General features: G+C 62.1%; 23 protein-coding genes and 1 tRNA gene. 14 read left to right on the top strand and 10 right to left on the bottom strand.

All coding sequences use genetic code 11. The features are described from left to right. Nucleotides 1–140 precede the first annotated feature (140 nt). Entirely contained in the window at nt 141–572 is a 432-nt protein-coding gene (locus ACXAH0_RS05595; protein WP_475189626.1) for a DUF1036 domain-containing protein, read from the top strand. Further along, nucleotides 569–2,005, top strand: coding sequence for a pyruvate kinase (gene pyk, locus ACXAH0_RS05590; protein ID WP_475173516.1), 1,437 nt, complete (start codon nt 569–571; stop codon nt 2,003–2,005). Before ACXAH0_RS05595 ends, pyk begins: the two co-directional genes overlap by 4 nt. Before the next feature lie 54 nt (nt 2,006–2,059). Here the strand turns inward: pyk and ACXAH0_RS05585 are convergent, their stop codons facing one another. The 5 genes from ACXAH0_RS05585 to cpdR all read right to left on the bottom strand — a co-directional run bounded on the left by ACXAH0_RS05585 (nt 2,060) and on the right by cpdR (nt 4,832). Beyond that, nucleotides 2,060–3,112 carry an alpha/beta fold hydrolase gene (locus ACXAH0_RS05585; RefSeq protein ID WP_475189624.1) on the bottom strand — a complete coding sequence of 351 codons (1,053 nt, stop codon included), beginning with the start codon at nt 3,110–3,112 and terminating at the stop codon, nt 2,060–2,062. A gap of 47 nt (nt 3,113–3,159) precedes the next feature. Beyond that, a complete protein-coding gene (locus ACXAH0_RS05580) occupies nt 3,160–3,786 on the bottom strand; it encodes a tetratricopeptide repeat protein (protein ID WP_475189622.1) in 627 nt (208 codons plus the stop codon). A 195-nt stretch (nt 3,787–3,981) separates the two neighbouring features. Then, on the bottom strand, nt 3,982–4,107 hold the full coding sequence (ykgO, locus tag ACXAH0_RS05575; RefSeq protein WP_006932207.1) for a type B 50S ribosomal protein L36: 126 nt from the start codon (nt 4,105–4,107) through the stop codon (nt 3,982–3,984). A 153-nt stretch (nt 4,108–4,260) separates the two neighbouring features. Then, nucleotides 4,261–4,335, bottom strand: a tRNA-Val gene (locus tag ACXAH0_RS05570). A 137-nt stretch (nt 4,336–4,472) separates the two neighbouring features. Further along, nucleotides 4,473–4,832: a cell cycle two-component system response regulator CpdR gene (gene cpdR, locus ACXAH0_RS05565; protein WP_006932209.1), complete on the bottom strand. Its 360-nt coding sequence runs from the start codon at nt 4,830–4,832 to the stop codon at nt 4,473–4,475. 274 nt (nt 4,833–5,106) lie between these two features. On the opposite strand from cpdR, the gene ACXAH0_RS05560 reads away from it, so the two are divergent. The 11 genes from ACXAH0_RS05560 to hisN all read left to right on the top strand — a co-directional run bounded on the left by ACXAH0_RS05560 (nt 5,107) and on the right by hisN (nt 17,732). Further along, nucleotides 5,107–5,970, top strand: a complete 864-nt coding sequence (locus tag ACXAH0_RS05560; RefSeq protein ID WP_475173855.1) for an N-formylglutamate amidohydrolase — start codon at nt 5,107–5,109, stop codon at nt 5,968–5,970. Between the two features lie 125 nt (nt 5,971–6,095). Next, nucleotides 6,096–6,815, top strand: a complete 720-nt coding sequence (locus ACXAH0_RS05555; protein WP_475173511.1) for a hypothetical protein — start codon at nt 6,096–6,098, stop codon at nt 6,813–6,815. A 206-nt stretch (nt 6,816–7,021) separates the two neighbouring features. Next, nucleotides 7,022–9,097: a caspase family protein gene (locus tag ACXAH0_RS05550; protein WP_475189620.1), complete on the top strand. Its 2,076-nt coding sequence runs from the start codon at nt 7,022–7,024 to the stop codon at nt 9,095–9,097. Then, nucleotides 9,090–10,442 carry a hypothetical protein gene (locus ACXAH0_RS05545; protein ID WP_475189619.1) on the top strand — a complete coding sequence of 451 codons (1,353 nt, stop codon included), beginning with the start codon at nt 9,090–9,092 and terminating at the stop codon, nt 10,440–10,442. The genes ACXAH0_RS05550 and ACXAH0_RS05545 overlap by 8 nt, the downstream gene beginning before the upstream one ends. After that, nucleotides 10,442–11,842 (top strand): hypothetical protein, encoded by a 1,401-nt coding sequence (locus ACXAH0_RS05540; protein WP_475189617.1) that lies wholly within the window; start codon nt 10,442–10,444, stop codon nt 11,840–11,842. Before ACXAH0_RS05545 ends, ACXAH0_RS05540 begins: the two co-directional genes overlap by 1 nt. Further along, on the top strand, nt 11,839–12,378 hold the full coding sequence (locus tag ACXAH0_RS05535) for a hypothetical protein (protein ID WP_475173502.1): 540 nt from the start codon (nt 11,839–11,841) through the stop codon (nt 12,376–12,378). The genes ACXAH0_RS05540 and ACXAH0_RS05535 overlap by 4 nt, the downstream gene beginning before the upstream one ends. Continuing rightward, complete coding sequence (locus tag ACXAH0_RS05530) at nt 12,378–13,550, top strand: hypothetical protein (RefSeq protein WP_475189616.1); 1,173 nt, start codon at nt 12,378–12,380, stop codon at nt 13,548–13,550. The genes ACXAH0_RS05535 and ACXAH0_RS05530 overlap by 1 nt, the downstream gene beginning before the upstream one ends. A 13-nt stretch (nt 13,551–13,563) precedes the next feature. After that, nucleotides 13,564–14,553: a trypsin-like serine peptidase gene (locus ACXAH0_RS05525; RefSeq protein WP_475173499.1), complete on the top strand. Its 990-nt coding sequence runs from the start codon at nt 13,564–13,566 to the stop codon at nt 14,551–14,553. Nucleotides 14,554–14,633: 80 nt separating this feature from the next. After that, nucleotides 14,634–15,506: an OmpA family protein gene (locus tag ACXAH0_RS05520; RefSeq protein WP_475189613.1), complete on the top strand. Its 873-nt coding sequence runs from the start codon at nt 14,634–14,636 to the stop codon at nt 15,504–15,506. Nucleotides 15,507–15,533: 27 nt separating this feature from the next. Beyond that, on the top strand, nt 15,534–16,457 hold the full coding sequence (locus ACXAH0_RS05515) for a hypothetical protein (RefSeq protein ID WP_475173494.1): 924 nt from the start codon (nt 15,534–15,536) through the stop codon (nt 16,455–16,457). Nucleotides 16,458–16,931: 474 nt separating this feature from the next. Beyond that, nucleotides 16,932–17,732, top strand: coding sequence for a histidinol-phosphatase (gene hisN / locus ACXAH0_RS05510; RefSeq protein ID WP_475189611.1), 801 nt, complete (start codon nt 16,932–16,934; stop codon nt 17,730–17,732). 99 nt (nt 17,733–17,831) lie between these two features. On the opposite strand, the gene ACXAH0_RS05505 is transcribed toward hisN, so the two are convergent. Beyond that, the gene (locus tag ACXAH0_RS05505) at nt 17,832–18,905 is read right to left on the bottom strand and encodes an alpha/beta fold hydrolase (protein ID WP_475189608.1); all 1,074 of its coding nucleotides are present in this window, start codon (nt 18,903–18,905) and stop codon (nt 17,832–17,834) included. Between the two features lie 100 nt (nt 18,906–19,005). Then, nucleotides 19,006–19,554 carry a hypothetical protein gene (locus tag ACXAH0_RS05500; RefSeq protein WP_475189606.1) on the bottom strand — a complete coding sequence of 183 codons (549 nt, stop codon included), beginning with the start codon at nt 19,552–19,554 and terminating at the stop codon, nt 19,006–19,008. Between the two features lie 300 nt (nt 19,555–19,854). Here ACXAH0_RS05500 and ACXAH0_RS05495 point away from each other — a divergent pair, with 300 nt between their 5' ends. Next, on the top strand, nt 19,855–20,304 hold the full coding sequence (locus tag ACXAH0_RS05495; RefSeq protein WP_475189604.1) for an Hsp20 family protein: 450 nt from the start codon (nt 19,855–19,857) through the stop codon (nt 20,302–20,304). A 254-nt stretch (nt 20,305–20,558) separates the two neighbouring features. On the opposite strand, the gene ACXAH0_RS05490 is transcribed toward ACXAH0_RS05495, so the two are convergent. The 3 genes from ACXAH0_RS05490 to ACXAH0_RS05480 form a co-directional block, all read right to left on the bottom strand. Then, on the bottom strand, nt 20,559–21,617 hold the full coding sequence (locus ACXAH0_RS05490; RefSeq protein ID WP_475189603.1) for a threonine aldolase family protein: 1,059 nt from the start codon (nt 21,615–21,617) through the stop codon (nt 20,559–20,561). A gap of 74 nt (nt 21,618–21,691) precedes the next feature. Continuing rightward, nucleotides 21,692–22,276, bottom strand: a complete 585-nt coding sequence (locus tag ACXAH0_RS05485; protein ID WP_475173479.1) for a DoxX family protein — start codon at nt 22,274–22,276, stop codon at nt 21,692–21,694. Between the two features lie 46 nt (nt 22,277–22,322). Then, complete coding sequence (locus ACXAH0_RS05480) at nt 22,323–23,105, bottom strand: HvfC/BufC N-terminal domain-containing protein (RefSeq protein ID WP_475189602.1); 783 nt, start codon at nt 23,103–23,105, stop codon at nt 22,323–22,325.

The raw sequence follows: 23,105 nt of genomic DNA, 5'->3' as shown, positions 1-23,105 counted from the left end.
TAAACCGGCGAACGGCGTTGACAAGACCCTGTTGTCGACGCAAAAAGCGAATGTCAGTAAAGCAGCAAAGTGAACGACTGCATATGGTTGAAGTTGGGGAAGGGTACCAGGGGTGGTCTCGGGCTCGGGTTGCCGCGCCTGTGAGAACCTGTGCCGCCACTTTCCTCACCTTGCTGTTTCTCTCCGTAACCGGTAACGCCGCGAAAGCCGATCTCAGGCTTTGCAACAAGACCGACAGTCAGGTTGGTGTGGCCATTGGCTACAAGGACAAGGCGGACTGGGTCACCGAGGGCTGGTGGAATCTTGCCTCCAACTCCTGTGAAACGCTGGTCCCCGGCTCGCTTGTGTCGCGGTACTACTACATCTACGCGGTCGATTATGACCAGTTCGGCGAATGGGGGGGGCGCGCTTTCATGTGCACCCGGGAGAAGGAATTCACCATCCGCGGAATTGAGGACTGCGTGGCGCGCGGGTACGAACGGACAGGCTTTTTTGAAATCGACACGGGGGAGCAAAGCAGCTGGACGGTCCAGCTCACCGAACCCGTGCAACAAGGGACAGGTGGGCGATGAGGCGAAACCGGCGAGTCAAAATTCTGGCAACTCTCGGACCCTCTTCCTCAGAACAAGACATCATTGAAAAACTGTATCGCTCCGGTGCGGATGTGTTCCGCATCAACATGAGCCATACGGACCATGACCGTCTGAAAATGCTCGTTGAGCGCATTCGTTCTGTTGAGGAAACTATTGGGCGGCCGATCGGCATTCTGGCAGATCTGCAAGGCCCGAAACTGCGCGTGGGCACCTTCTCCGATGGTCCGGTGCAGCTGGAAAACGGCGCCACTTTCACGCTCGATGCAGACACGTCCGGCGGCGACGTTGCCCGGGTGCATCTGCCGCATCCGGAAATCCTCAAGGCTTTGGAACCGGGACACCGGCTGCTGCTGGATGACGGCAAGATCCAGCTGAAAGTGACCGAGGCCAGCAGCACCCGCGCCGTGACCGAGGTGGTTGTCGGCGGCAAGCTGTCGGACCGCAAGGGCGTCAGCGTACCGGATTCGGAAATCGCCACCAGCGCCATGACCGAGAAGGACCACAAGGACCTGATCGCCGCCCTCGACCAGAAGGTGGACTGGGTCGCGCTCTCCTTTGTTCAGCGTCCGGACGACCTTGCCGAGGTGCGCAAGATCACCCGGGGCCGCGCCGGGGTTCTGGCCAAGATCGAAAAACCCCAGGCCATTGGCCGCCTGGACGAAATCATTGAATTGTCCGACGCCATCATGGTCGCCCGTGGCGATCTGGGCGTGGAAATGCCTCTGGAACATGTGCCAGGCCTGCAAAAACGCATCACCCGCGCCTGCCGCCGGGCCGGCAAGCCGGTGGTGGTCGCCACCCAGATGCTGGAGTCCATGATCTCCTCCCCCGTGCCGACGCGCGCGGAAGTCTCAGACGTGGCCACCGCCGTGTTCGAAGGCGCCGATGCGGTCATGCTGTCAGCGGAATCGGCGGCCGGGGACTTCCCGGTGGAAGCCGTTTCCACCATGGACAAGATCGCCCAGCAGGTCGAGCAGGACGCCAACTACCGCACCATCATCGATGCCCAGCGGGCGGAGCCGGAAGCAACCGGCGCCGATGCGATTTCCGCAGCGGCCCGCCAGATTGCCGAAACGCTCAATCTGGCGGCTGTGGTCTGTTACACCACTTCCGGGGCCACGGGCCTGCGCGCCTCGCGCGAACGCCCGTCCTCGCCGGTGATCGTTCTGTCGCCGGTTCTGGCCACCGCCCGCCGCCTGTCCCTCGGCTGGGGGCTCCACTGCGTTGTCAGTGAGGATGCCGCCAGCGAGGAAGACATGGTGGACCGGGCCTGCCGGATCTCCTTTTCGGAAGGCTTCGCCAAGCCGGGCCAGCGCGTGATCGTGACCGCCGGTGTGCCGTTCGGAACGCCCGGATCCACCAACATGCTGCGCATTGCCTTTGTCGGCAATGACGGCCAGGGCGGCATCTGAGATCTGAAAAATCAGCATCCGGCCTGCCGAAGGACGAGCCGCCCCATGGGCGGCTCAAGTCTTTTCCGGAACCTTCCGGGCCCTTTCAGAGGGTATGGGCCCTTGCGCAGCGCCTGCCGGTGCTTTTCCTCCAGAAGCCTCTGAGACGACTGCCGCCACCAACTCCTCCAGAGCGCTGACAATCGTTTCGCCATGGGTGTGATGCGGCATGTGGCCAGCCCTGTCGAGCATAAGAAGCCGCGCGTTCGGTAAATCCCGGATCAGCCCCTCACAATGGATCGACGGCCATACGACCGTGTCTTCGGTACCCGTCACCACAAGCGCGGGCTGGGTCAGGCTAGTGTAGCGCTTGGACTGTTCGGCAATCACCCCTTTCAGCCTGGCGATCTGGCGGGCATTCGCCTGAAAGCTGGCAGGCCGGAACAGCAGCGGCAGGCGGATCTCCTGCGCATAGGTCTTGGGGGCCGGATCGGGAAAGAAGACATTATCCATGGACCGCCCGGCCAGCCGTTCCCCGGCCGGGACAACAAGCACCCAGGAAAACAGCGGCCCGATCACCGGCCAGGACGCCAAAGAGTAATACCAGGTCACGCCTCCGGGCCAGACATGGCTGACGGGCGCCAGAAAGGCAAGGCCCTTGACCCGGTCCGGCGCCAGAAGGCCAAGCGCCGCCGTTACCGCGCCACCATAGGAATGACCGATCACAATCGCCGACGAAATACACAAATAGTCCAGAAGACCGGCCAGCACTTTTGCCTGCCCCGCCGGCACGTCATGCCGGCCGGGAATGGCCTCGGAAAATCCGAGCCCGGGCCTGTCGGCAAACAGCACAGAATAGCGGCCCTTCACCCGGTCCAGAAAAGCCATCCGCGCATCATAGGCATTGCCGCTGGCCCCATGGACAAAGACCAGCACGGGCCCGGCGTCAGCCTCCCCCTTCCCGGCCTCCCTGCTCAAAGGGTAATAATGATAGTGGACCTTGATCCCGTCAATCTGTGCAAACTGGCCATCAGGCTGAAGCCGGGCTGCAAGCTGCCGGGTCCTGAACAACGTGTAACAATATCCAGATAGAGCAAGGGCGGCGGCCAGAAGAACAAGCGTGATCATGGCGGAGACAGAGGACTACTCTTGGCTGGACGGAAAGGCGGACGGTCTCAGGCCGGTTCCCCCTCGGCGGTTTTTTCCAGATCCTCAATCGACTCGACCGCATTCTCCAGGCCGGGATTGATGTCCAGAGCCCGCCGGAACGTGTCCAGTGCGTTCTCCTCAAACCCGAGGCGGCGCTGAATGATGCCAAGCCCGGAAAGCGCCCCCCAATGACGGGGCTCCAGGGCCAGAGTGCGTTCAATATCCACCAGGGACTTGCCGAAGTCTTCACGCATATAAAAGACGGTCGCCCGGCGGTTCCAGCCCTCGGCATAGGAGGGTTTGAGAACCACGACCACGTCCAGCAAATCGAGGGCCAGAGACAGGTCTTCCGCCTGGATCGCCTTGCCTGCCCGGGACATCAGGATATCCACTGTGGGACTGCCGGAGTCCATCCAGATCCGCTGGATTTCGCGCGCCACTTTCTTGGCGGCGGAGGGATCATCGGCTTCGGCCAGATCGGAGAAGAGTCCGTCAAGCCGGGACAGTTCCTCTTCCGGGTCCGCTTCGTCGACGGCCACCTGACCGCCTTCTTCCGGCTGGTCTTCCGGCAACGGACTGAAATCCTCCACGGAGGGCGGTTCCACTTCCGGTCCAAGATCGGGAACAGGCTGCGCCGCCGCAAGGGCAGGCATGAGAGCTATCAGGGCTGTAAACACAAAAATCCGCATCCAACGATTATGGGACGTTGAATGCGGCGGTCAATCCGGGAATTTGACACAACTTCGTGCGCGTTTTTGTCTGGCGCCAGAAACGGTCATCTACAATCAGACAACCATCTGGCGCCAAAGGACTTTCCGGGCCGACCCGAAGAGCCGCAGCGCAGGAGCTTAGCCCTGACGTGCCTTGAAGCGCGGGTTTTTCTTGTTGATGATGTAAACACGGCCTTTGCGGCGCACCATGCGGTTGTCGCGGTGGCGGGTCATCAACGCTTTGAGCGAGTTCTTGATCTTCATGTCACTGTCCCCCTGAAGGGCCCTGCTACTTTAAAACCAAATGAGCGCCTGAGGCGCTCACAATCGACTTGACCGATCCTAGAAGCAGCTGCAGGCCCTGCGCCTGTCTTCTGATCAATCCGCGCTTCATGAAACCTTCATTCAGCGCAACAATGGTGGGCGTGACAGGGATTGAACCTGTGACCCCTTCGATGTCAACGAAGTGCTCTCCCGCTGAGCTACACGCCCGAATTTCTCGGTAGTTGGCGCCGCCGCGCCGTGGTGGAGTGCGATATAACGGGGATCTTCCGCCAGTGCAACCCCCCTTTTTCACCGAACTGTCAAAATTTCCCCAGTCCAGTCAAACTCCTGCGAGGCGCCTGACATCAGGCCGCCAGCATGCGCTCCACTTCCTGCACGAGATCCTTCAAATGGAACGGTTTGGACAGCACCTTGGCATCTTTCGGCGCGTCCGATTCCGGATTGAGCGCGACCGCCGCAAATCCGGTGATGAACATGACCTTGAGATCCGGGTCCAGCTCGGTCGCCCGCCGGGCCAGCTCGATTCCATCCATCTCCGGCATCACAATATCCGTCAGAAGCAGGGAAAACGGCTCTTCCCGCAAGCGCTCATAGGCGCTTCTGCCATTATCGAACGAGACGACATCATGCCCGGCATTCTCCAGTGCCTTGGCAAGGAAGCGGCGCATGTCGTTATCATCTTCAGCAAGCAGGATACGCGGCATTTTCAACGACCAGTCTTCTTTTTAGGTTTGGTGGCGTAAGGTCACACCTTGTGTGGGTTATAGCTCGAATTCCACAGAATGATAGGGTGAATTGGTTCTCGAAAGGTTTTGATCCGGCGACTGTGGACTGCGTGTTGATTCCTTGGCACCATGGACCAGGGCTTTGAGAACCGTTGAAACCGGCGGCCCCATGGTCACAATGTGCAGGACAGACCCTTTGACGGACGACAAGCAGTCTTCAAACACACCGCCGTTCGAGGCCGATTTCAATGGCCTGCCTGCCTTCGATGTCCTGTGCCCCGCTGACCAGCGCGTGCCTTTTGTGTTCAACTCCCCCCATTCCGGCCGGCAATATTCTGACAGCTTCCTGGCCTCGTCCCGGCTCAACAGAACCTCCATCCGCCGCTCGGAAGATGCCTTTGTCGATGACCTGTTTGCCCATGTGGTGCCTCTTGGAGCGCCGCTCTTGCGCGCCCATTTCCCTCGCGCCTATCTGGATGTGAACCGGGAGCCATATGAGCTCGACCCGAAAATGTTCAACGGCCGCCTGCCGCCCTATGCAAATGTGCGCTCCATCCGGGTGGCTGGAGGGCTCGGCACCGTAGCCCGGATTGTGAGCGAAAATCACGAGATTTACCGGCACCGGCTGCCGGTGGAAGAAGCGATTGGCCGGATCGAGGAAATCTACAAGCCCTACCATTCCACCCTGCGCCGCCTGCTGGCCCAGACCCATGTCACCTTCGGCCATGCTGTGCTGATCGATTGCCACTCCATGCCCTCCAGCGTGAAGTGTCAGACGACCGATGCCCGGCCCGACTTTATTCTGGGGGACCGGTATGGGACGAGCTGCAACAGCGACCTGACCGAATATGCCTGTATGATCCTGCGGGGCATGGGCTACAGCGTCAGCCGGAACAAGCCCTATGCGGGCGGCTTCATCACCGAACATTACGGCCGCCCCGCCAGCGGGCTGCACGCGCTTCAGGTCGAAATCAACCGCGGCCTTTACATGAACGAGACCACCCAAGAGCCCTCAGAAGGCTTTGGCGATCTTTTTCACAATCTGAAGGATTTCGCCCAGCAGCTGGTGGCCATGCCCGACGCCGCCCTGCCCGCCGATCCGATTGCCGCTGAATAGAGCCAATCCGGCCCCGCACTCGCGCAAAGGTGATCGCGCCCTGCCAGGAAATGGACATAAAGACGCCACCACCCAGCCGCACACTCCGCAGCTGGTAAACTTAACAGGTGGACGGGCAGTTATACATGACACGCAGAACTTTCATGAAAAGCGGATTGGCGGCCTTGATCTTGAAATTGATCCAGCCCCGTGCCGCACGGGCTGAACAGGATAAAACCCCAGATAGCCTAGCGCTTGTAACGGTGGATCTTCCAAGTCCGGCCCAGCTGCGCGGCGCTTGGGCTGCAGTGGCGGCCCTCCATGCAGCCTATGGCTGGACACAATTTGTCTATGCCACCCCGGAGCAATGGTATTTCCATGATGGCGGCGGCAACTGGGCATGCCTGCGCTTCAAGGCCAAGGGCCAGGCAGTGCTTCTCGGCCATGACCACGAATATTCTGATACCTATTTCCGGGAGGCCGCAGCCTATTTCCAGGAACAGGAAACGGATCTGCTCGCAGGTGCGCCGGACTGGTGGGGCTTCAACCTCGACCCGCAACCCTTCGGCGAGTGGATCGGCTTTATCTATGGCTGGAACGGAACCGGCTGGCAGCGGGCTCCTTATGAAACGAAGGACGGCTTCAACCACGTCGGACTGCTGCGGGACCTGGCCCCGGCGTCCATGGCCGAGTTTGCCGCACAAGCCCCCGGCAATGAGGGCCGCAAACCGGATGAAGATCTTTTGAAGGCTCTCATTGCCGCGGACGGCAACCTCACGCATGAGATGCTGGAAAAGGCCGTGCCCGGCTGGAACTCAGAGGCAGGCCTTGAGGCTGCCGCAAAGTTTCTCCAAGCAGACGTCTAGTGACACAGCAGATTATTCTGAGAGTTTTTCCATAGATTTTTATCCGGCCCAAATTTGCCGACCAAAGAACCAATCATCACAGCCGCTGAGGTCCTCCACGGGTTTGGATACGGACCGCAGATCATGATTTCCACTCGGACCCAAGACAATTTCCGCTCTGGGAGGTGCCCGGACATCACGTGTCAGTCTTTGTGAAGGAACACGCAATGCCCACGACCCGAACCGCAGGTGCACGCCGCTCCCATTTCATTCAAAGCGCCCTGGGCGCCGCCGCTCTGATCCTTGCTTTGCTTCTGCCCAAGCTGGTGCAAGCGCAGGAACCGCGCGACATACTTGACGACAACGCCGCCTCGATTGCTGTTGTGATCGGCAACCGCGATTACAGACAGACGGTGCCGGTCGAGTATGCGGTCAATGACGCTAACGCGATCACAGCCTATCTGATCGAGACCCTGGGTTTCCGCCGCGAAAATATCTTCGTGCTTGAAAACGGCACCCTGAGCGAGATGACCCAGATGTTCGGCTCGGTTGCGCGCCCGCAATCGGGCAAGCTCTGGCGCAGTGTCAAACCAGGCGCGTCGAATGTCTTCGTCTATTACTCTGGACACGGGGTCCCTGATCTTGTGTCGGGTGAAGCTTTTCTGCTGCCCTCCGACGGCGATCCGAACTCCGCCGACAGCGGCTACCGCCTGGACACGCTCTACCGTAATCTGGAACTCGTCCGCCGCAAGGTTGGCGAGGATCGCGATGTCATCGTCATGATCGATGCCTGTTTCACCGGCGAAACCGGACGGGGGGAAACGCTTCTGGCAGTCTCCGCCCCCGGCTTTACGCCCGCCCTGCCTGAAACCGGAGAGGGGGTGATCCGGCTTGTGGCCACGTCGGGCTCATCACCCGCGAACTGGGACGAAGAGGCCCAGCTCGGTCTTTTCACCAGCCGATTTCTGATGGGCGCTGCGGGACTTGCTGATGCGGACGGCCCGGTCAGCTGGGATGCCCTCAGCACCTATCTGGTCTCGTCCGTTACGGAAGCGGCCTTGCGCGAGACGGGGCGCCGTCAGGTGCCTGAGATCGATGCTGCACCGCTGGCCCTGCCGAAGGGAGCACCCGTTGCGCCTGTGGCTGGCGCCGTCGCAAGAGCTCTTGACGAACGTGCATGGACCGCAGCTCAAACCGATCGCTCCCGCCTTGAGCGCTATGTCGCGGAATGCGACGGCTGCCTGCACAAGGAAGAAGCGCTGGCAGAGCTTGCCTCACTGGCGCAAGGGGCAGCAGCTGAAGAGGACCGCACAACATGGCGCCGCCTGTCCGCTGCCAAGGACTACCAGGGCTATCTCGATCAATGCGGCACGGTCTGCGCCTATCGGGGCGTCGCCGATTCTTATCTATCGGCAGACAACCCGTCACGCGATGCGCGGGTCGCCCGCTGCGACAGCATGGCCGCCGCCCCGGCCGATTCTGACCGGCCCGCCACTGTGAACGGTGTCGCCTGGCCGGGCATGGACGGGCATGGCGCGCTTGAAGCCTGCCGGGAGGCCGCACAGGCCTATCCCGGCCTGCGCCGGCTCTCCTACCAGATGGGCCGCGCGCTCGACCGACTGGGCCGGTATGACGAAGCCCTTGAGGCCTATGGCCGGGCCGCTGACATGGGCTCGACGGCGGCGCTCAACAACATGGCGGCCCTGCATGAGAATGGCGAAGGGGTTCCGGCCTCTCCAGAAACCGCTTTTCCCCTTTATGTGCGCGCTGCCGAAGGCGGCGACCTTCTGGCCATGACCAATGCAGCCCGCATGCTCGAATATGGCCGGGGCACACAAAAGGACGTTTCGGCCGCGATTGACTGGTACAAGCGCGCCGCAGAGGCAGGCGACGGCTTTGCGATCTCCAAACTGGTTCCCTACTACATTGAGGGTGGCCCTGGCATCGCGCCGGACACCCAAAAGGCAATGGAGCTGTACAGGAAGGCCATTGACCTGCGTGCGCCGCTCGCAATGGCAAGCATGGCGGTCCTGATTGACAACGGCTTTGCCAGGTTCTTCCCGGACCTGACCTCCGAGCAGGTGCTGATGGACGCGCTGGCTGTCGGCGATGAAGGGGTTGCTGCCGTGGTCGCCACCTCCTCCGGACCGCAGCAGCTTTCGCGCCAGACAATCGCGCGGCTGCAGCGCAGGCTGATCGACAAAAGTTTCTACACCGGACAGGAAGACGGCACCTTCAACCCCCTGTTTCTCCGCGCGCTTGACGCCTATGCGCGCTCGGCCAGCAGCCAGAAAAATGACTGACCGGCCTGGCCGTCTCTTGCGGAGCCTGGCGCTGGCAGCCCTCCTGAGCAGCGCTGCCACGGCGGCAGGGGCCAGCGAGCTCGCCGCAATGATCGAGGACTTCGCGGCCTGCACCGGGATCTCAGCACCGGTGCAGGTTGTGGTCGCGGGCCTGCCAAACGGCCAATCGGTTCTCAGCAAAGATGAAGCGGACCGGCTACGGATCGGCGTTGAGGCAAAGCTGCAACGCACGAACCGCGTTCACATCTCCGCTGCACGCGACGTGCGGAAACTACGCGCACTGTTTGAGGCGTCCGGATCCGTAAACACGGCTGGCACCAGGACCCTTCTGAGCACCGCCCATTCGGGTGATGCGGCGATTTTCATCATTGAGCCCGAGCGGCGCGGGGAAACCATCGCCTTCCGCCTTCAGGCCCTCTCCCCCGACGCCCGATGCAAGGTGATCAGCAAAGGTCTGGTAGTCTCGTTGCCGCCTGCAGGGGCCGAAAGCGCGGAACGCATTCTTGAGGCCGGACTTCGCCAGTTGCTGCAAACGGCACCCGATACGGAGGCGCTGGCAGCCTGCCCGGTTGTCACCGAAGCAGGATATAGCGGGTGCGCGCGAGCTGTCCGCGACCGCCTGATCGCAACAGCAACCGAGCTGGCGGCCAGCTCGAACCGGATCCTGTCAGGGCGCAGGCTGAAGGTGGTCCGGCCCGGTCCGGCCGCCTGCGCGGCAGAGGCGCCTTTTGCAGACGCAACGGTGCGCTCTGTCGTCCGGCTGTCCCAAGATTCGGGCGGCGGCATGTGGCTCGCCCTGGAATTCCGGCGGGGCGCAGAAATTGTCTCTGCCGGAAAACGGACGCGGGTCGATTTGGTCCCCCTGGGCTGCGACGCAACGGTCCGGCCACTGCTTGACCATGTCAGGGTTACGGCCAGCCGCAACCCGCAGCGGCTTGACCTGACCGCGCCGCCGTTCCGGGCGGGAGACCGGCTGAATGTCCGTGTGGAGCTGGGCGAACAGGCGGCGCTTTATTGCATGATCATCGCCCCGGACCAGACCGCTTACGTGATGCTTCCCGCACGCGCATCGGCGGAGTTTCCGCCGGGCAAGTACAGCTACCCCGGAGACTTCGGATTGAGCGATGTGGTCCTGTCCGGCCATTTTGAGAATCTGTTCCACTGCTTCGCCCCCTCAAGCCCTCTGCCGGCCGGCCTCGAAACCCTCTGGCAGAAGACCGGGCCTGCCCTGGGCACGCCAAAGCTGCTCGATGCCACCGGGATCCGGACCTTGCTGGACCGGATGCGGGCGTTGCCGGGAATGGATGAAGCCACAGCCAGGATCATTGTGCGGGAAACGAAGTGATGATGGAGGATAGTGTTGACAGGCGTGACCTGCCGCTTGGCCATGACGAGGTTTGCCTCGCCGATCTTCAGGCGGTCGTGCAGGGCCGCCTTCTGGATCGCGGTGACAGGTCCTGGCTTGCGCGGGCCGTCGCTGGCGCGGTCCGTCCCAGCCGGGACCGTCCGGTCTGGGATCTGGCCCACACGATTGCCGCTCTTGGTCTTGACGGGCTGGGACTGATCGATCTGGCACTGGACCCCCGGCTTGCCTCAGGCGCTGACTTTCAGGAACGGTTTCATGACCGGCCCGGGACGGATGAACGCGGCCTGCTTCTCTCAGAGCCTCGGGCCTGGCGCTGTTCGTGGAAGGGGCTGGCGCGGGTGATGGCGCTGGCTGAATTTCTGCTGACCGCCGATGAAATGGAGGGGTTTGCAGAGATTTCCAATGCGGTGGGACAGGGCCTTGCGCCAAAAGAGGCTCCCGCCTTCGCGCGGTGGCTGGCCGCCCGGCTGGCAGCCTACCGCAACGCTCATATGCCGGCCGCCCCGGTTGAGCAGCGGTTCCGGGCCATCCGGTCCTATTTGCGCGGACTTGGCCGGAGCAGCGGGTTTGATGACGATGATATTCTGGTGTTCTGGCAGACAAGACGCTCTGACGACATTCTGTATGCCACCGTCGTGGAGCACTTTATCACATATGACCGGGTTCGGGCCGAACTCGACACCCTGTCTCAGCTGACCGATGCTGAACGGCTGGAGACCTTAGAGACCTGGGACGCACGGCTTGAAGCGGCCGCGCAGCCCCATACGGATACACCCGTTCTGGCCGAGGCCCTCGCCCTGCTTCAGGGAACGCTTGATCAACCAAAGCTTTTGACAGGAACAGAGTTCAAGGCGCTCGAAGAAACGCTGCGCCTTGATCCCTTTCACAAAACCCGGCCTCTGACAGCTCTCAGAGTGCGGGTCTTCGGCCGCATTCAGTCGGGCATTGCGAACCGGTTGCGGCGCGGCTCCGGCGGGCCTGATATCGCCGAACGCGCCCGTTGCAGCGACGCAGATTACGGTTCGGCAGCCGAGACGGCCCGAAAGCTCTCAGACCATTTGCGCAATTGCCTGACAATCGCGCTGGCTCTGCGCAGCGGCGATGATGCAGATCCGCTTGTCGAAGCGGGCAAGCGGGCCCTGCGCACAACCCGGCGTGCAGGGTTCGATCTGCCTCGTGAACGACTGGCTGCAGCCATCGCGGAAGTGGACGATGCGTTGGCGACCACCGCCATGGCCCTGGAAGAGCACCGGGCCGGATTGGACCATCTGAACCGCGCCGAACCGCTGTCAGGCCGTCTGGAGCAGGACCGTGCGGCCTTCTCCAACACGTTTGCCACGATCTACAGCCAGCACATACAGCAGGAGGCCGTGCAATGACCGGCGCAGATGAGCATGATGAGGCCGGAATGGACGGCCTGATGGCAGCCATTCACATCGCCCGCCAGCTGTCACAGGCCCAGGGAACCGAAAGGATGCAAGCACCGGCAGCCGCCGAACTCTGGGCCGAGGTCCGGCGGGCTGGAAGCGCACCTGTTTCGCTCGCCGTCGCACGCGCCTTGCGAGAGGATGAGGCCGCAGCCGCACGCTATCGCAAGATGCTGGCGGCCGTCGCCGTGGCCCACTCCCCGGTGGCGCTTGCAGCCTCAGATGGCGAGGTGACCCGCCGGATCGGCGAAACGGTGCTGCGGCTCTTGCCCGCAACGGGGGACGGCGCGCCCCTGCTGCTGCTGGAAGGCCACCAGGCAGCCACCGCTCTTGAGATGGTCGGAGAGGACGGCCAGACACTCCGGCTCGACCTGCCGCAACCGGATCAGGACACGGTCATTCTCGCGCTCGGCCCCGATCTGCCCGAGACGCAGGTGGCGCTCGATCTGCTGGCCAATCCCGGCACCGCACTTTATCTGCTTGCCTGATGGCGATGGGGCGGTTTTCGATCATCGTGCCGACCACGGGTGCGGCGCTTATCTTGCGCACGCTGGCCGCGCGCCCCGGCCTGCCCCATGGCGCGGCTTTTGCCGAAGGCGACTATCGGCCCCTGCCGCTGTCGGCTGACTACCGCGCCCTGAGTGGCCCGGAAGGCCCCATCGCCCGGGCCTTGCGCCGCACCATTACACCGCACGAGTTGCGCCTGTCCGGCGCTCCCGACGGGGGAAAAAGCTGGGAAGCGCCTGTCGCGCTGGCGCATTTGCTTCTGGAGCAGGGCTGGACACTGGCCGGGCGGGACGAAGCGGCAGACATACTGATCTGGGCGACCGGAGCCGTGGATCTGGACCTCACCCTGCTGCCGGGCGAGTACGCACTGGAACAGAAGATCAAGCAGTCCCAGGACGCGATTTGCGGACCTGTCCCCTGCATAGCGGTCCTGCCACCTGGACCTGACCGGGAAGCGGCCAGCAAGATGCTGCATGCACTGGGGGTGAAGGTGCTGACTCCAGACCGGTTGGACGCTGTGCCCGCACGGCTTGCCGAAGCCCGCACCGGCCCCATGCAGGAAGCAGCTCCCCTTACCAGGAAGAAGCTCTGTTTTTTCATTGGACTGGCTGCTGCCCTTACGGCACTGGCAGCTGGCCTCGTCTGGAGCGGTCATCAACTGCCGGACACAGATCCGGCGCAAGCCAACGCGCCAACGCCCCCGGAAGCCCCTTCCCCCGCCCTTGTCTCAGCCCTGCCCAGCGCAAATGCGCCTGCGGATGCTGTCGCCGGACAGCGCGCAACCGGCACAGCAAGACAAGCCCCATCCGTTGCGCTTTTTGAGGTTCGGGCCCGGCCTGGAAGCTCCTGCCGCACCGCCCTGTTCAACCCGCCAGAGCGTATATTGACCCCTGTTCCCTGGGCTGAAAACGGATTTCCCCCGACCCGATATGGTGCTTCGCTCTGTGGCATCGCTCTGTCCGCTGGCACGGGGGCAGCAGTCCCTACGATCTCGCCCGAGCCGCCATCGGCCTTTGTCGAGGCGCCATCACACGATGGCGCGCGCACCTTCTTCCTGCGCGGGGCCGTGCAAAACGCCGTCTACACATTCCCTGATCCGGATCGAGGCCCAGAAGCGCCTCCACTGCGCCATTCGATTGTATCCCCTGAGTGAGAGGAGAAACACCGTGCATTTGCCCCGAACTGCCCTCGCCCTTGCTGCCGTCTTACTGACAAACGCACCTTCCCAGGCCCAGATCGCGGCCTTCGAGCCAGACACATATGGCAAGTCCAATCTGTCCGTCCGCCAGAGCACCGGAGATGCCGCCGCGTTCATTGCCGCCAGCGAAGGCGGTGCATTCGAGCCAATCGTGGAATTGTCACCAAACGACCAGATGGCGCTGCTCGCACGGCCGGTCGGCCGGGTGGATATCCTGATGCGCGATCCCAAGACGGGCGACATGCTGGCCAATACCTGCACCGGTTCCTTGCTCGGGGGCGGACTCCTGATCACGAACCACCACTGCCTGCCCCAGGACGGGGGGCATGAGATCGTCAAGGCCTCGATCCTGATGGGCTACAACTCCCTGGATGGGGCCGGCGCCGAGCGTTTCGCGATGGAACCCGCTCCGGTCGAGTGGAGCGCGAAGCTGGACTTTGCAATCGCCCGCGTTGATCCCGCCGCCGAGGAACGCTGGGGGCACGTTGCTCTGGGGCCTCTGGTCAAGGGGGCGAGCCCGGCGAGGGTCGTCCTGCACCATCCGCTAGGCCGCCCCAAGGTGATGAGCCGTTTCCGCTGTTTTGTCTTCAACGACCGTGGAGCCCCACCCATCGTTGCCCACCGCTGTGACACGCTTCCCGGATCGTCCGGATCCTTGCTGTTCGACAACCGGGGCATCGCCGTGGCCCTGCACCGGGCAGGCGGGCTCAAAGCCTCTGATCCGACGAGCTTCAATATGGCCATCGACATGGACACCATTCTCAAGGCGAGCCGGGTGTTGTCCAAAACCCCCGCCTCGCTCGCAGCAGCGCAAACTGGCCATACAGCCGCATCACAAAAGAACCAGGCAGGCAGCGCTGACGCCTCCACCAGCGAAACCACCCGTCCCGCAGATGGAAGAGACGCAAGCCAGTCTCTCTCCACCGAGCAGATGAACAACATCTTGAGCGGCAACTAAGCGGATCTCACACAATTTCCGCTCTGCCTTTCGCCTGTTCCCGATGAGGGCGCAATCAGGCCCTGAAAAGGAGAAACGAGATGAACAGAAAAGATTGGCTCTTGTCCATTCCTGCCGCCCTGCTGTGCCTGTCGCTTGGCGCGCCTGCAGGGGCGCAGTCGCCTTTGAACGAAGCGGCTCCCGGCCTCGAAGACGGGCAGCCTGCTGCGGCAGCCCCTGCCACACAGCCAGGGAACGCAGCGGACACCGGGACCGAGGCCGGGCCGGCCTCCGGATCAGAAGTGAATTATGGCAAGACGGATGTCCCGGCGACCAGCATTGTCCGGGAACTTGCCCCCATGGCGGGAGGCAACCCGGGCGCACCACGCCAGGTGAAGACGCCGCGTGGCACCGTGACGATCGACGCGGCCCGCTCCATCGATCTCACGGTGTTTTTTGCCTTTGACAGTGACCGTCTGCTGCCGGAGGCCCGGACACAACTTAACGCCCTTGGCGTTGCCTTGAACGACCCGGCCCTGCGGCCGCATTCCTTCCTGATTGCCGGTCATACCGATGCAAAAGGGTCCCGCAGCTACAATCTCGACCTGTCCGGCCGGCGTGCCCTGGCCGTCGCCAGCTATCTGATCCGCTACCACCGTATTGCACCAGGGCGGCTCGCCGCCCATGGCTGGGGCGAAGCCCGGCTGAAACTGCCCTCCGACCCGCTGTCGGGCGTGAACCGCCGCGTGGAGGTGTCGTTGCTGCTTCCGGGCCGGAGCAACGTGACCGCACCGCTAGGAGACTGGCATCACAGCGCCCCCAGGGGCGACCTCCGGCGGGTGACCTGGATCCCGTTCATGGAGACCCCGATCCGCCAGACACGGCACTATCACGAATTGAGCGATCCCCGCTGGTGGCTGTCCTCCGGCGCACTGGACGACTTCAACGCGGCCCCAACCCGCGCTGACGATTGACCCATTTGAACATAAGGAGTTTTTGAAATGCTCAGAACCTTTTCCCTTCTCGCCGGTCTCAGCGCCGCCCTGCTCGCCCCTGTTTTCCAGGCCTCCGCAGCCGAAACCCAGCCTCTCAACATTCTCATCATGGGAGAAGATGCAGACAAGGACAGCGTTCCGCGTGGCAACCGCGTCTTCAACCGTGTCATTTCAGCAATGAACGAGGAGCTGAATGTGAAAGGCTATCAGGTCTTCGACGAGACTGCGGTTGCGATGAACATCAACAAGGCCCACCGTGTCCGCCGCCGCGACAGTGAGCTGATCGATGTGGCCCGCGCGGTTCAGGCGCCCCCGCTTGATGTAATCGCGGTTTTCACCATCTATGCGTCGGTGCGAGAAGCCGCATATGCGGACATCAAAAGACCGAATGTGCGCATTCCAGGCCGGCTGCTGAATGTGCGGACCGGGCAGCAAATCGGCTCCTTCGAGGTTTCCGGTCTCGAACTGCCCCCGCTGCCGGTGGAATGCCAACGCGAGTGCTTGCTGGAAGAAGTGGGTAAAAACGCCGCGACACTCGGAGCAGAACTGGCCGATGCGCTCAGCCTGAAGCTTGCCGGGTTCACCACAGCACCGGCGCCGAACGCGTTGACAAGCCCCTCTGGCGCGAGCACGGCCGCCGCCACTGGCGATGGCTGCGGATCGCTGCCGACAGCCTATGTGATCCGCTTTGACGGTTTCGAGACAGAAGAAGTGACCGCGCTTGAGGAATACATCAACTCCTTCGCCTGTGTGGAAAGCGCCCGTGCGGTCCGCGCTTCGGGCCGCACGGCCGAGTATTGGTATGAAACCCGGTCGGATTCCTCGCGGCTGAACCGCAATCTTCGGCTGACGCTCGAGCATATGGGGGTTGAAGGGCAACTGAAATTTGCCGGCAACACCTTCGTGCTGGTCAAAGTCGCCACCCGCTGACCGGAACCAGAGGTTCCAGACTCATTGATCTCCCGGTGGCGCAGCTCCAGAGGCCGTGCCACCGGAAGCTTTGGGCCCGCTGCGAAGGCATGACGGGCCACTTGCAACGGCACCTGCGGCCTCTGCCCATCCCGCGCAGCGCGCAGCCTGTTCTTCCCCCAATCTTAAACAACTGCCCTGCCCCGAGGCCCCATAGCGTTGCGGAAACCGGTGCACAAAAAAAGAGGCCGCACTCAAATGAGGCGGCCCGAGTCTAGGGAGGAAACGCCCAAGGAGGGCGGCGCGATAACATATCGCACTGCAATAAAGTCGCATCGCACCGCACAAAGGTCAAGCAGGAAACAGAGAATATCCTGTATAAACTATGAGCAATTTATGCCGTTTTGCCGATTCAATTTTCAGCAGAAAGGGTTATACAAGCAGCAGACCGGTTGTCTTGAGACGCTTACAGGCATTCCACTAAAGGAAATTCCGATGACAGAGCCCGTTTACAGCTCGAACATGTTTGCCCCCTTTCTGGACCGGCTTGCAGATGCTTCCACAAAGGCGATCATGCCTCATTTCAGGCAGGCCTTTGCCATCGACAACAAGCTGGATCAGGGCTTCGATCCGGTCACCATCGCGGACCGGGACGGGGAAACCGCCATGCGGACCCTGATCAACAGCACCTATCCCGATCACGGCATCCTGGGGGAAGAGCATGGGCCGGAAAACCTGAGCGCAGATCATGTCTGGGTACTGGATCCGGTGGACGGAACCCGGGCCTTTATCACGGGACTGCCCACTTGGGGCACTCTGATTGGCCTGCGAAGTGGCAGTGTACCAAGTCTTGGCATGATGGTGCAGCCCTATGTCAATGAGCGCTTTGCCGGAGACGGCAAAACAGCCTGGTACCGGGGCCCGCTTGGCGACAAAACCCTCACAACCCGGCCCTGCAGCCGCCTGGAAGACGCGACGCTGTTCACCACGACACCCGCTCTTTTTTCTGAAAAAGAACGCAGTATCTATGACAAGGTGGAAGCCACAGCCCGCCTCGCCCGCTACGGCACGGATTGTTATGCCTATTGCATGGTGGCGGCCGGGCACGGGGACGCGGTGATTGAATCCGGCCTGCAGGCCTATGACATTGTTGCCCTGGTGCCGATTGTGGAAGGCGCCGGCGGTGTGGTCACCACATGGACCGGCGGGTCGCCCGCAGACGGCGGTCAGATCCTGGCGTCCGGAGACCCGCGCCTGCATGACCTTCTGCTAAGCGAGCTTGCCAAAGCCACCTGATCTCTTGATGTCGTTTGGTGCCTACCTCTGCCGCTCAAGGCCAAACAGCCTTGCCTTTTGCCGCGATCTCTTTGAGGTCAAACAGCGAATGGCTCCGCGTCAGACTTCCATTCTCGCCGGATCTTCTTCCGCCTCAAAACCGGGAATGAAAGCATCAAAAGCAGCCCAGAACTGATCCCGGAACACATCGCGTTCCATCATCAGTTCATGGGCCGCCCCGGCAATTTCCAGATAGGCCGCCGCCCGGGTTCTTGACACAAATTCCTCAATCGCCGGGCTGGAAACGATCCGGTCCTCACCGGCGGCCAGCAACAGGCAGGGCAGTTTGACCGACGGCCCAAAACCCCGCTGGCGCAGAGCGGTCATGGTGCGGGCCGCCGCATTGAGCCAGCCAACCGTTGGCGCGCCGATCCCAAGCTCTGGCGCCTGCTCCAGCACCTTGCTGAACCGCTCAAACCGGACCTTGTCCGAGGTCTGCCGGTTGCCCTTGAACGGCAGGAGCACCTTGCTGTTGCCGCCGGGCACAAACAGGCGGCCCAGCCCGGCAAGGGACAGGGCCCGGGCCAGGGGAAAGCCAATTTTTTCCAGAAAAACCGAGGTTTTGGGCTGCTGCGCTTTCAGCCGCACCTTGCCGAGCCAGCCAAGTGTGAGCTTGCGCAGGAGCCAGCGCAGCCCCCCGGCAAGGTCCAGGGTCCAGGCCCCTGACGGCAGACCCAGAAGCGGTGCGGTGATCACAGCCCGGTCCAGCATGGTACGCAGGCGCTGGGCATCCGACAGCAGCACAAGGCCGCCGGTGGAATGGGCCAGGGCAAAATGCGGCCCCGGATAGGTCGCAAGAGACACCTCTTTCAGCACCGTGCGCAGATCCAGCCGGAATTTCCGGAAATTCGACACATGGCCGCGTTTCGGATTGCGTGTGAGCCGCTGGGAGCCGCCCTGCCCGCGCCAGTCAAATGTGACCACATCAAAGCCGCGCTGGCGCAGGTCCGTGACCACTTCAAAGTATTTTTCGATAAATTCGGCGCGCCCCTGAAGCAGCGTGACCGCCCCCCGCCGGGGATGGCCAAGCGCGGGCCAATGGGCGTAGCGGATCCGGATTTTGTCCACGGTTGTGACAAACCCTGACTGCGCCCCGTCCGGCACCGGATTTTCGGGATGATCGAACAGTTTCATGGGAAAAAGTGATAGCGGGCTTCGCCCGGCCCCACAACAAGCTTTCAGGCCAGCCCTGAGGAAGGACTGGCCTTGAAACCCTTATCCACCGGCAAAGCGGTTACCAGCGCGGCTGCCAGTATCCACGGCCGCCAACCGGGTGGCTGCGCACGATACGGGCATTTCGGGAATCAACCACCAGCCGCACAGGCATGCCGCGCCAGCCAATGGCCTTGACGATAAACATCGGGCCGCGCCGGTCCACAATCTTGATCCGGTGAAAACCGCGATGGCGCAGGCTGCGGCGAATCTGACGCGGGCCCATATGGTCATGGTGGCCATGCCAGCCCGGACCACCCCAATGGCCACCCCCATGCCCACCCCCATGCCCACCTCTGGGGCCGCCGCGATGACCGTCAAAATGCTGGCCGCGATGCCCGCCCCGGCGGCCGTCATGACCATGTCCATGGCGGTGCGGCCGGTCGCGGTCATGCACCTTGACGACGGGCGGCTGCGACGCTTTTTCCTGGAGCGCGGGGGCTGCTTGCGGGCCACTCAGCTGCGCAGCCCCTGAAAGCGGTGCGGCAGCCGCCGTATGGGCAAGGCCGAGCGAGGCGGCAAGAACCACTGCTGCAATCGGAGCGGACAGTCGGGACAAAAAAGCGGGCATGGAAAATCTCCTGGTCCTGGGAACGTCTTGGGAACTCTTTGAACCGCCAGCGCCGGGCCGACGGTGAGTGCAAGATGCGCCGCGCCGCTTGAACCGGACCGGAAGGCTCCATTCATCTACCGTTCATCTGCACAAGACCGGCCAGGTTCCGGGCCTCTTGAAATCAATTCCCGCAATGCCCACCTCAGTTTTGCAGGCGCCGCTATGGGTCTGCGAAAACCTTCTGTCCCGCCACATTGGGGGACAGGAAACCGATGAAAACAGTCGTGAAGTATCTGTTGCTCACAGGAGGACACTTAAATGCGTCACTTGGATTTCTCCCCCCTTTACCGGTCTACCGTCGGGTTCGACCGCCTCTTCTCCATGCTGGATGCCGCCGGAAACGACGCTCCCAGCTATCCGCCCTATAATATTGAGCGCACCGGCGAAAACGCCTACCGCATCACCATGGCCGTGGCCGGGTTCACCGATGAGGAACTCTCGGTGGAAGCCAAGGAACATGTTCTGACCATCAAGGGTGAGAAGTCGGAAGAAGACAGCGACCGCGAGGTGCTCTACCGGGGCATTGCCTCGCGCACTTTCGAACGCCGGTTCCAGATTGCCGAACATGTGCGCGTTGACGGGGCACTGCTCCAGAACGGCCTGCTCCATGTGGACCTTGTGCGCGAGCTTCCCGAAGCGATGAAGCCGCGCAAGATCGAGATCACGTCTGGAACTGCATCCAGGCAGATCGAATCTCAGGCGCACTAAGCCGTTTCGAAAGACATAACAATGTTCATATGAACGTTGTTGTGTGATGATTGCGCGGCTGGCATATCGCCAGCCGCGCTTTTCTCAAAAGAAACACCTCACGCGGCCCTCCCCGGCTCGCCCCGGAGGTGACACGCGGACTGAGTAGGAAGTCCTATTTCGAACCTTCCCTCAGACAGACACGCTCTCTCATCTTGAGGAAACGGAGCGCGGCAGTCTCATGACACGCCACAAGCCGCCGGTTCCCCGTGTCCTCACGCATTCGCGCCGAGCGCAGTCAAAAAGGCCGTCACATCCTCATCCGTGGTGGCAAAGCTTGTAACCATGCGGAAGCAGATCTCGTCTGGCTGCACGGCATGGTCCGGCTCCAGGTTCTTGGCAGGCCATTCATATATCTTGGCACCTGCGGCCGTGAGCCTTTCGAACAGCTCCCGTTTGACAATCGGAAACACTTCGTTCGCTTCCACTGGCCAGGCCGTGCGCCCGCCTCCAGACCGGATGCCCTCCGCCAGCTTCTGTGCCATTCTATTGGCATGGCTTGCCGTGGTCAGCCAGGCGTCATCGTCGAAATAGCCCTCCAGCTGCGCGGAGACAAAGCGGCTTTTGGAAAACAAATGCCCGGCCCGTTTGCGGAAATATTCAAACCCCTTGGCCACGTCCAGATCAAAGAAAACAACGGCCTCGGCGCACCAGCAACCATTCTTGGTCGCGCCGAAGGAGAGCACATCCACCCCCGTCTTCCAGGTCATCTCCGCCGGTGTGCAGCCCAGTGTGACCAGGGCATTGGCAAAGCGGGCACCATCCATATGAAGCGGAACGGACCGGGAGCTGGCCGCATCCTTGAGCGCTGCAATTTCCTCCAGCGTATAGACCGTGCCGCTTTCGGTGGCCTGGCTGATGGAAACCGAGGCCACCTGACCATGATGCACCACCCCGTCCGGAAAGGCGGACATGGCCTCCGATAGCGCCTCAGCGGTCATTTTCCCGCCAGGGCCTGCAACACTTACCAGTTTGTTGCCGGAGGTCATGAATTCAGGGCAATTGCACTCATCCACCTGAATATGGCTGTCCGAATGGCAGAAAACCGCCCCACCCGGCTTGGCCAGCGCAGCCAACGCCAGCGCATTGGCCGCCGTGCCTGTGGCCACGTAGAAGACGGCGACCTGCCGCTCGAATATCTCGTTGAACCGCTGATGGATACGGTCGGTGGGCGGGTCGATGCCATAAGACGGCTCGAACCCGGAATTGTGGCGGGCCAGCGCCGACATCACCGCCGGAGCTGCACCCGCCCAGTTGTCGCTGGCAAAGTTCATGGTTCCGGTTTAAGCACCCTGGCTTTCACCCGGCAACCGGATTTTCAGGACTTGGCCACGTTTCACCCGCGTGCCTAGTAGTAGAGTTCCCGCTGCCGGTAGTAACGCCCCAGGAGAAAGTCCAGGGAAATCACCCCGGGCCCTTTCAGAGCCGGGACGAGCAGCAAGAAGATCCAAAGCAGGCGGTCATCGGCAATGATCGCATAAGGCTGGCCGTCAAACAGCGCCCCGATGGTTTTGGCATCCGCCCCGTGTCCGTAAACATCCACGTAACTCATAACAATGATGAAGACGATCATGCCAAGGCTGGCGAACCGGGTGAACAGGCCCAGCACCACCATCACCGGCAAGATAAATTCTCCCCAGGTCCCGGCCAGAACCATCAGACCATAGGGAAAGAAAGGCAGCTGGCTCGGATCGTAGCTGACCTGCTCCATGAGCTTGGGCAACATCTGGGCATAGGCCCCGGCCGTTGGGGAAAAGAGGTTCATGAAATCGCCGCCGATTTTCGTCAGGGCCGAGTTCCAAAAAAACTGAAACAGCACGGCCGCAAAAATGAAGCGTGCGGCAAATCCCATCAGCCAGCCATTGGTCAGCCGTTCCAGCGTGCCGAACACCGCCGTATACAACCGCACAAAAAAACCCGCGAGTGCGCCCATGAAATACCCCTTCCCTTGTCCATGTCAGGACCCCGGCCATCTTGGCTCAGTCAAATAAAAGGCCCTTGAAAACACCTTTTGAAAGACAATCCGACAGACAGCCGGACAGTGAAAACGTGGCCGTGTGTGCCACCGCCTGCGTTGCGGCCTCGCCAAGCATGGCGCCTTCCAGCAGCGCCGTCACGAAAAGACCGCCCCCGGGAGGCAGAAGATGCAGACCCACCTCCAGATCCGGACGTGTGACCAGAACCGATTGGGGCCGGTCCAGATCTGGCACAGATGCGTCTTCCGGCGCAAACCGGTTCGCCCGCGCCAGATCGAGAACCGGCCAGGGCGACACGACCACCGCAGTGGCCGGATGGGCGGCGAAACGGACGCCGCCAAGCCGGGCCGGATCCACCTGCCCCAACACTGCCGGATCCAGCGGCGCGGCATCTGCCGCATGATAAGACTGCAGCCACGCCCATTCCAGCCGGGCGACATCGGCCAAATAAGGATAGGCCTTGAGCGGCTCAAAGCCGTCGATGAACGCCGCGAAGTCCTGACCGTACCAGATCAAAACCGGGGAAGCGGGCGGATGTTGGGCAATAAAGGCGCGCGCCAGCGCGTTGAAATAGTCTTCGCCCAGGAGAGAGGACAGGGCGGGAAATGTCTGCCGGAGCGCTTCACACAGGGAAACGATGACGTTGTTGCGGTAGATATTGAACCGCTTGGGCGCAGGCGCCCCATCCGGGCCTGTCAGGCCGGCCGGGGGGGCCGCCTGCGGGTCCCACAGGGCCGCCCCAAAAGCCTTGGCTCCGACACTACGTCTCCGTCCGGCTGCACCCAT

The sequence above is a fragment of the Roseibium sp. AWQ4_290 genome (genome assembly GCF_056160985.1).
The sequence above is the reverse complement of the archived record's forward strand: the minus strand, read 5'-3'. Positions and strand labels throughout refer to the sequence as shown.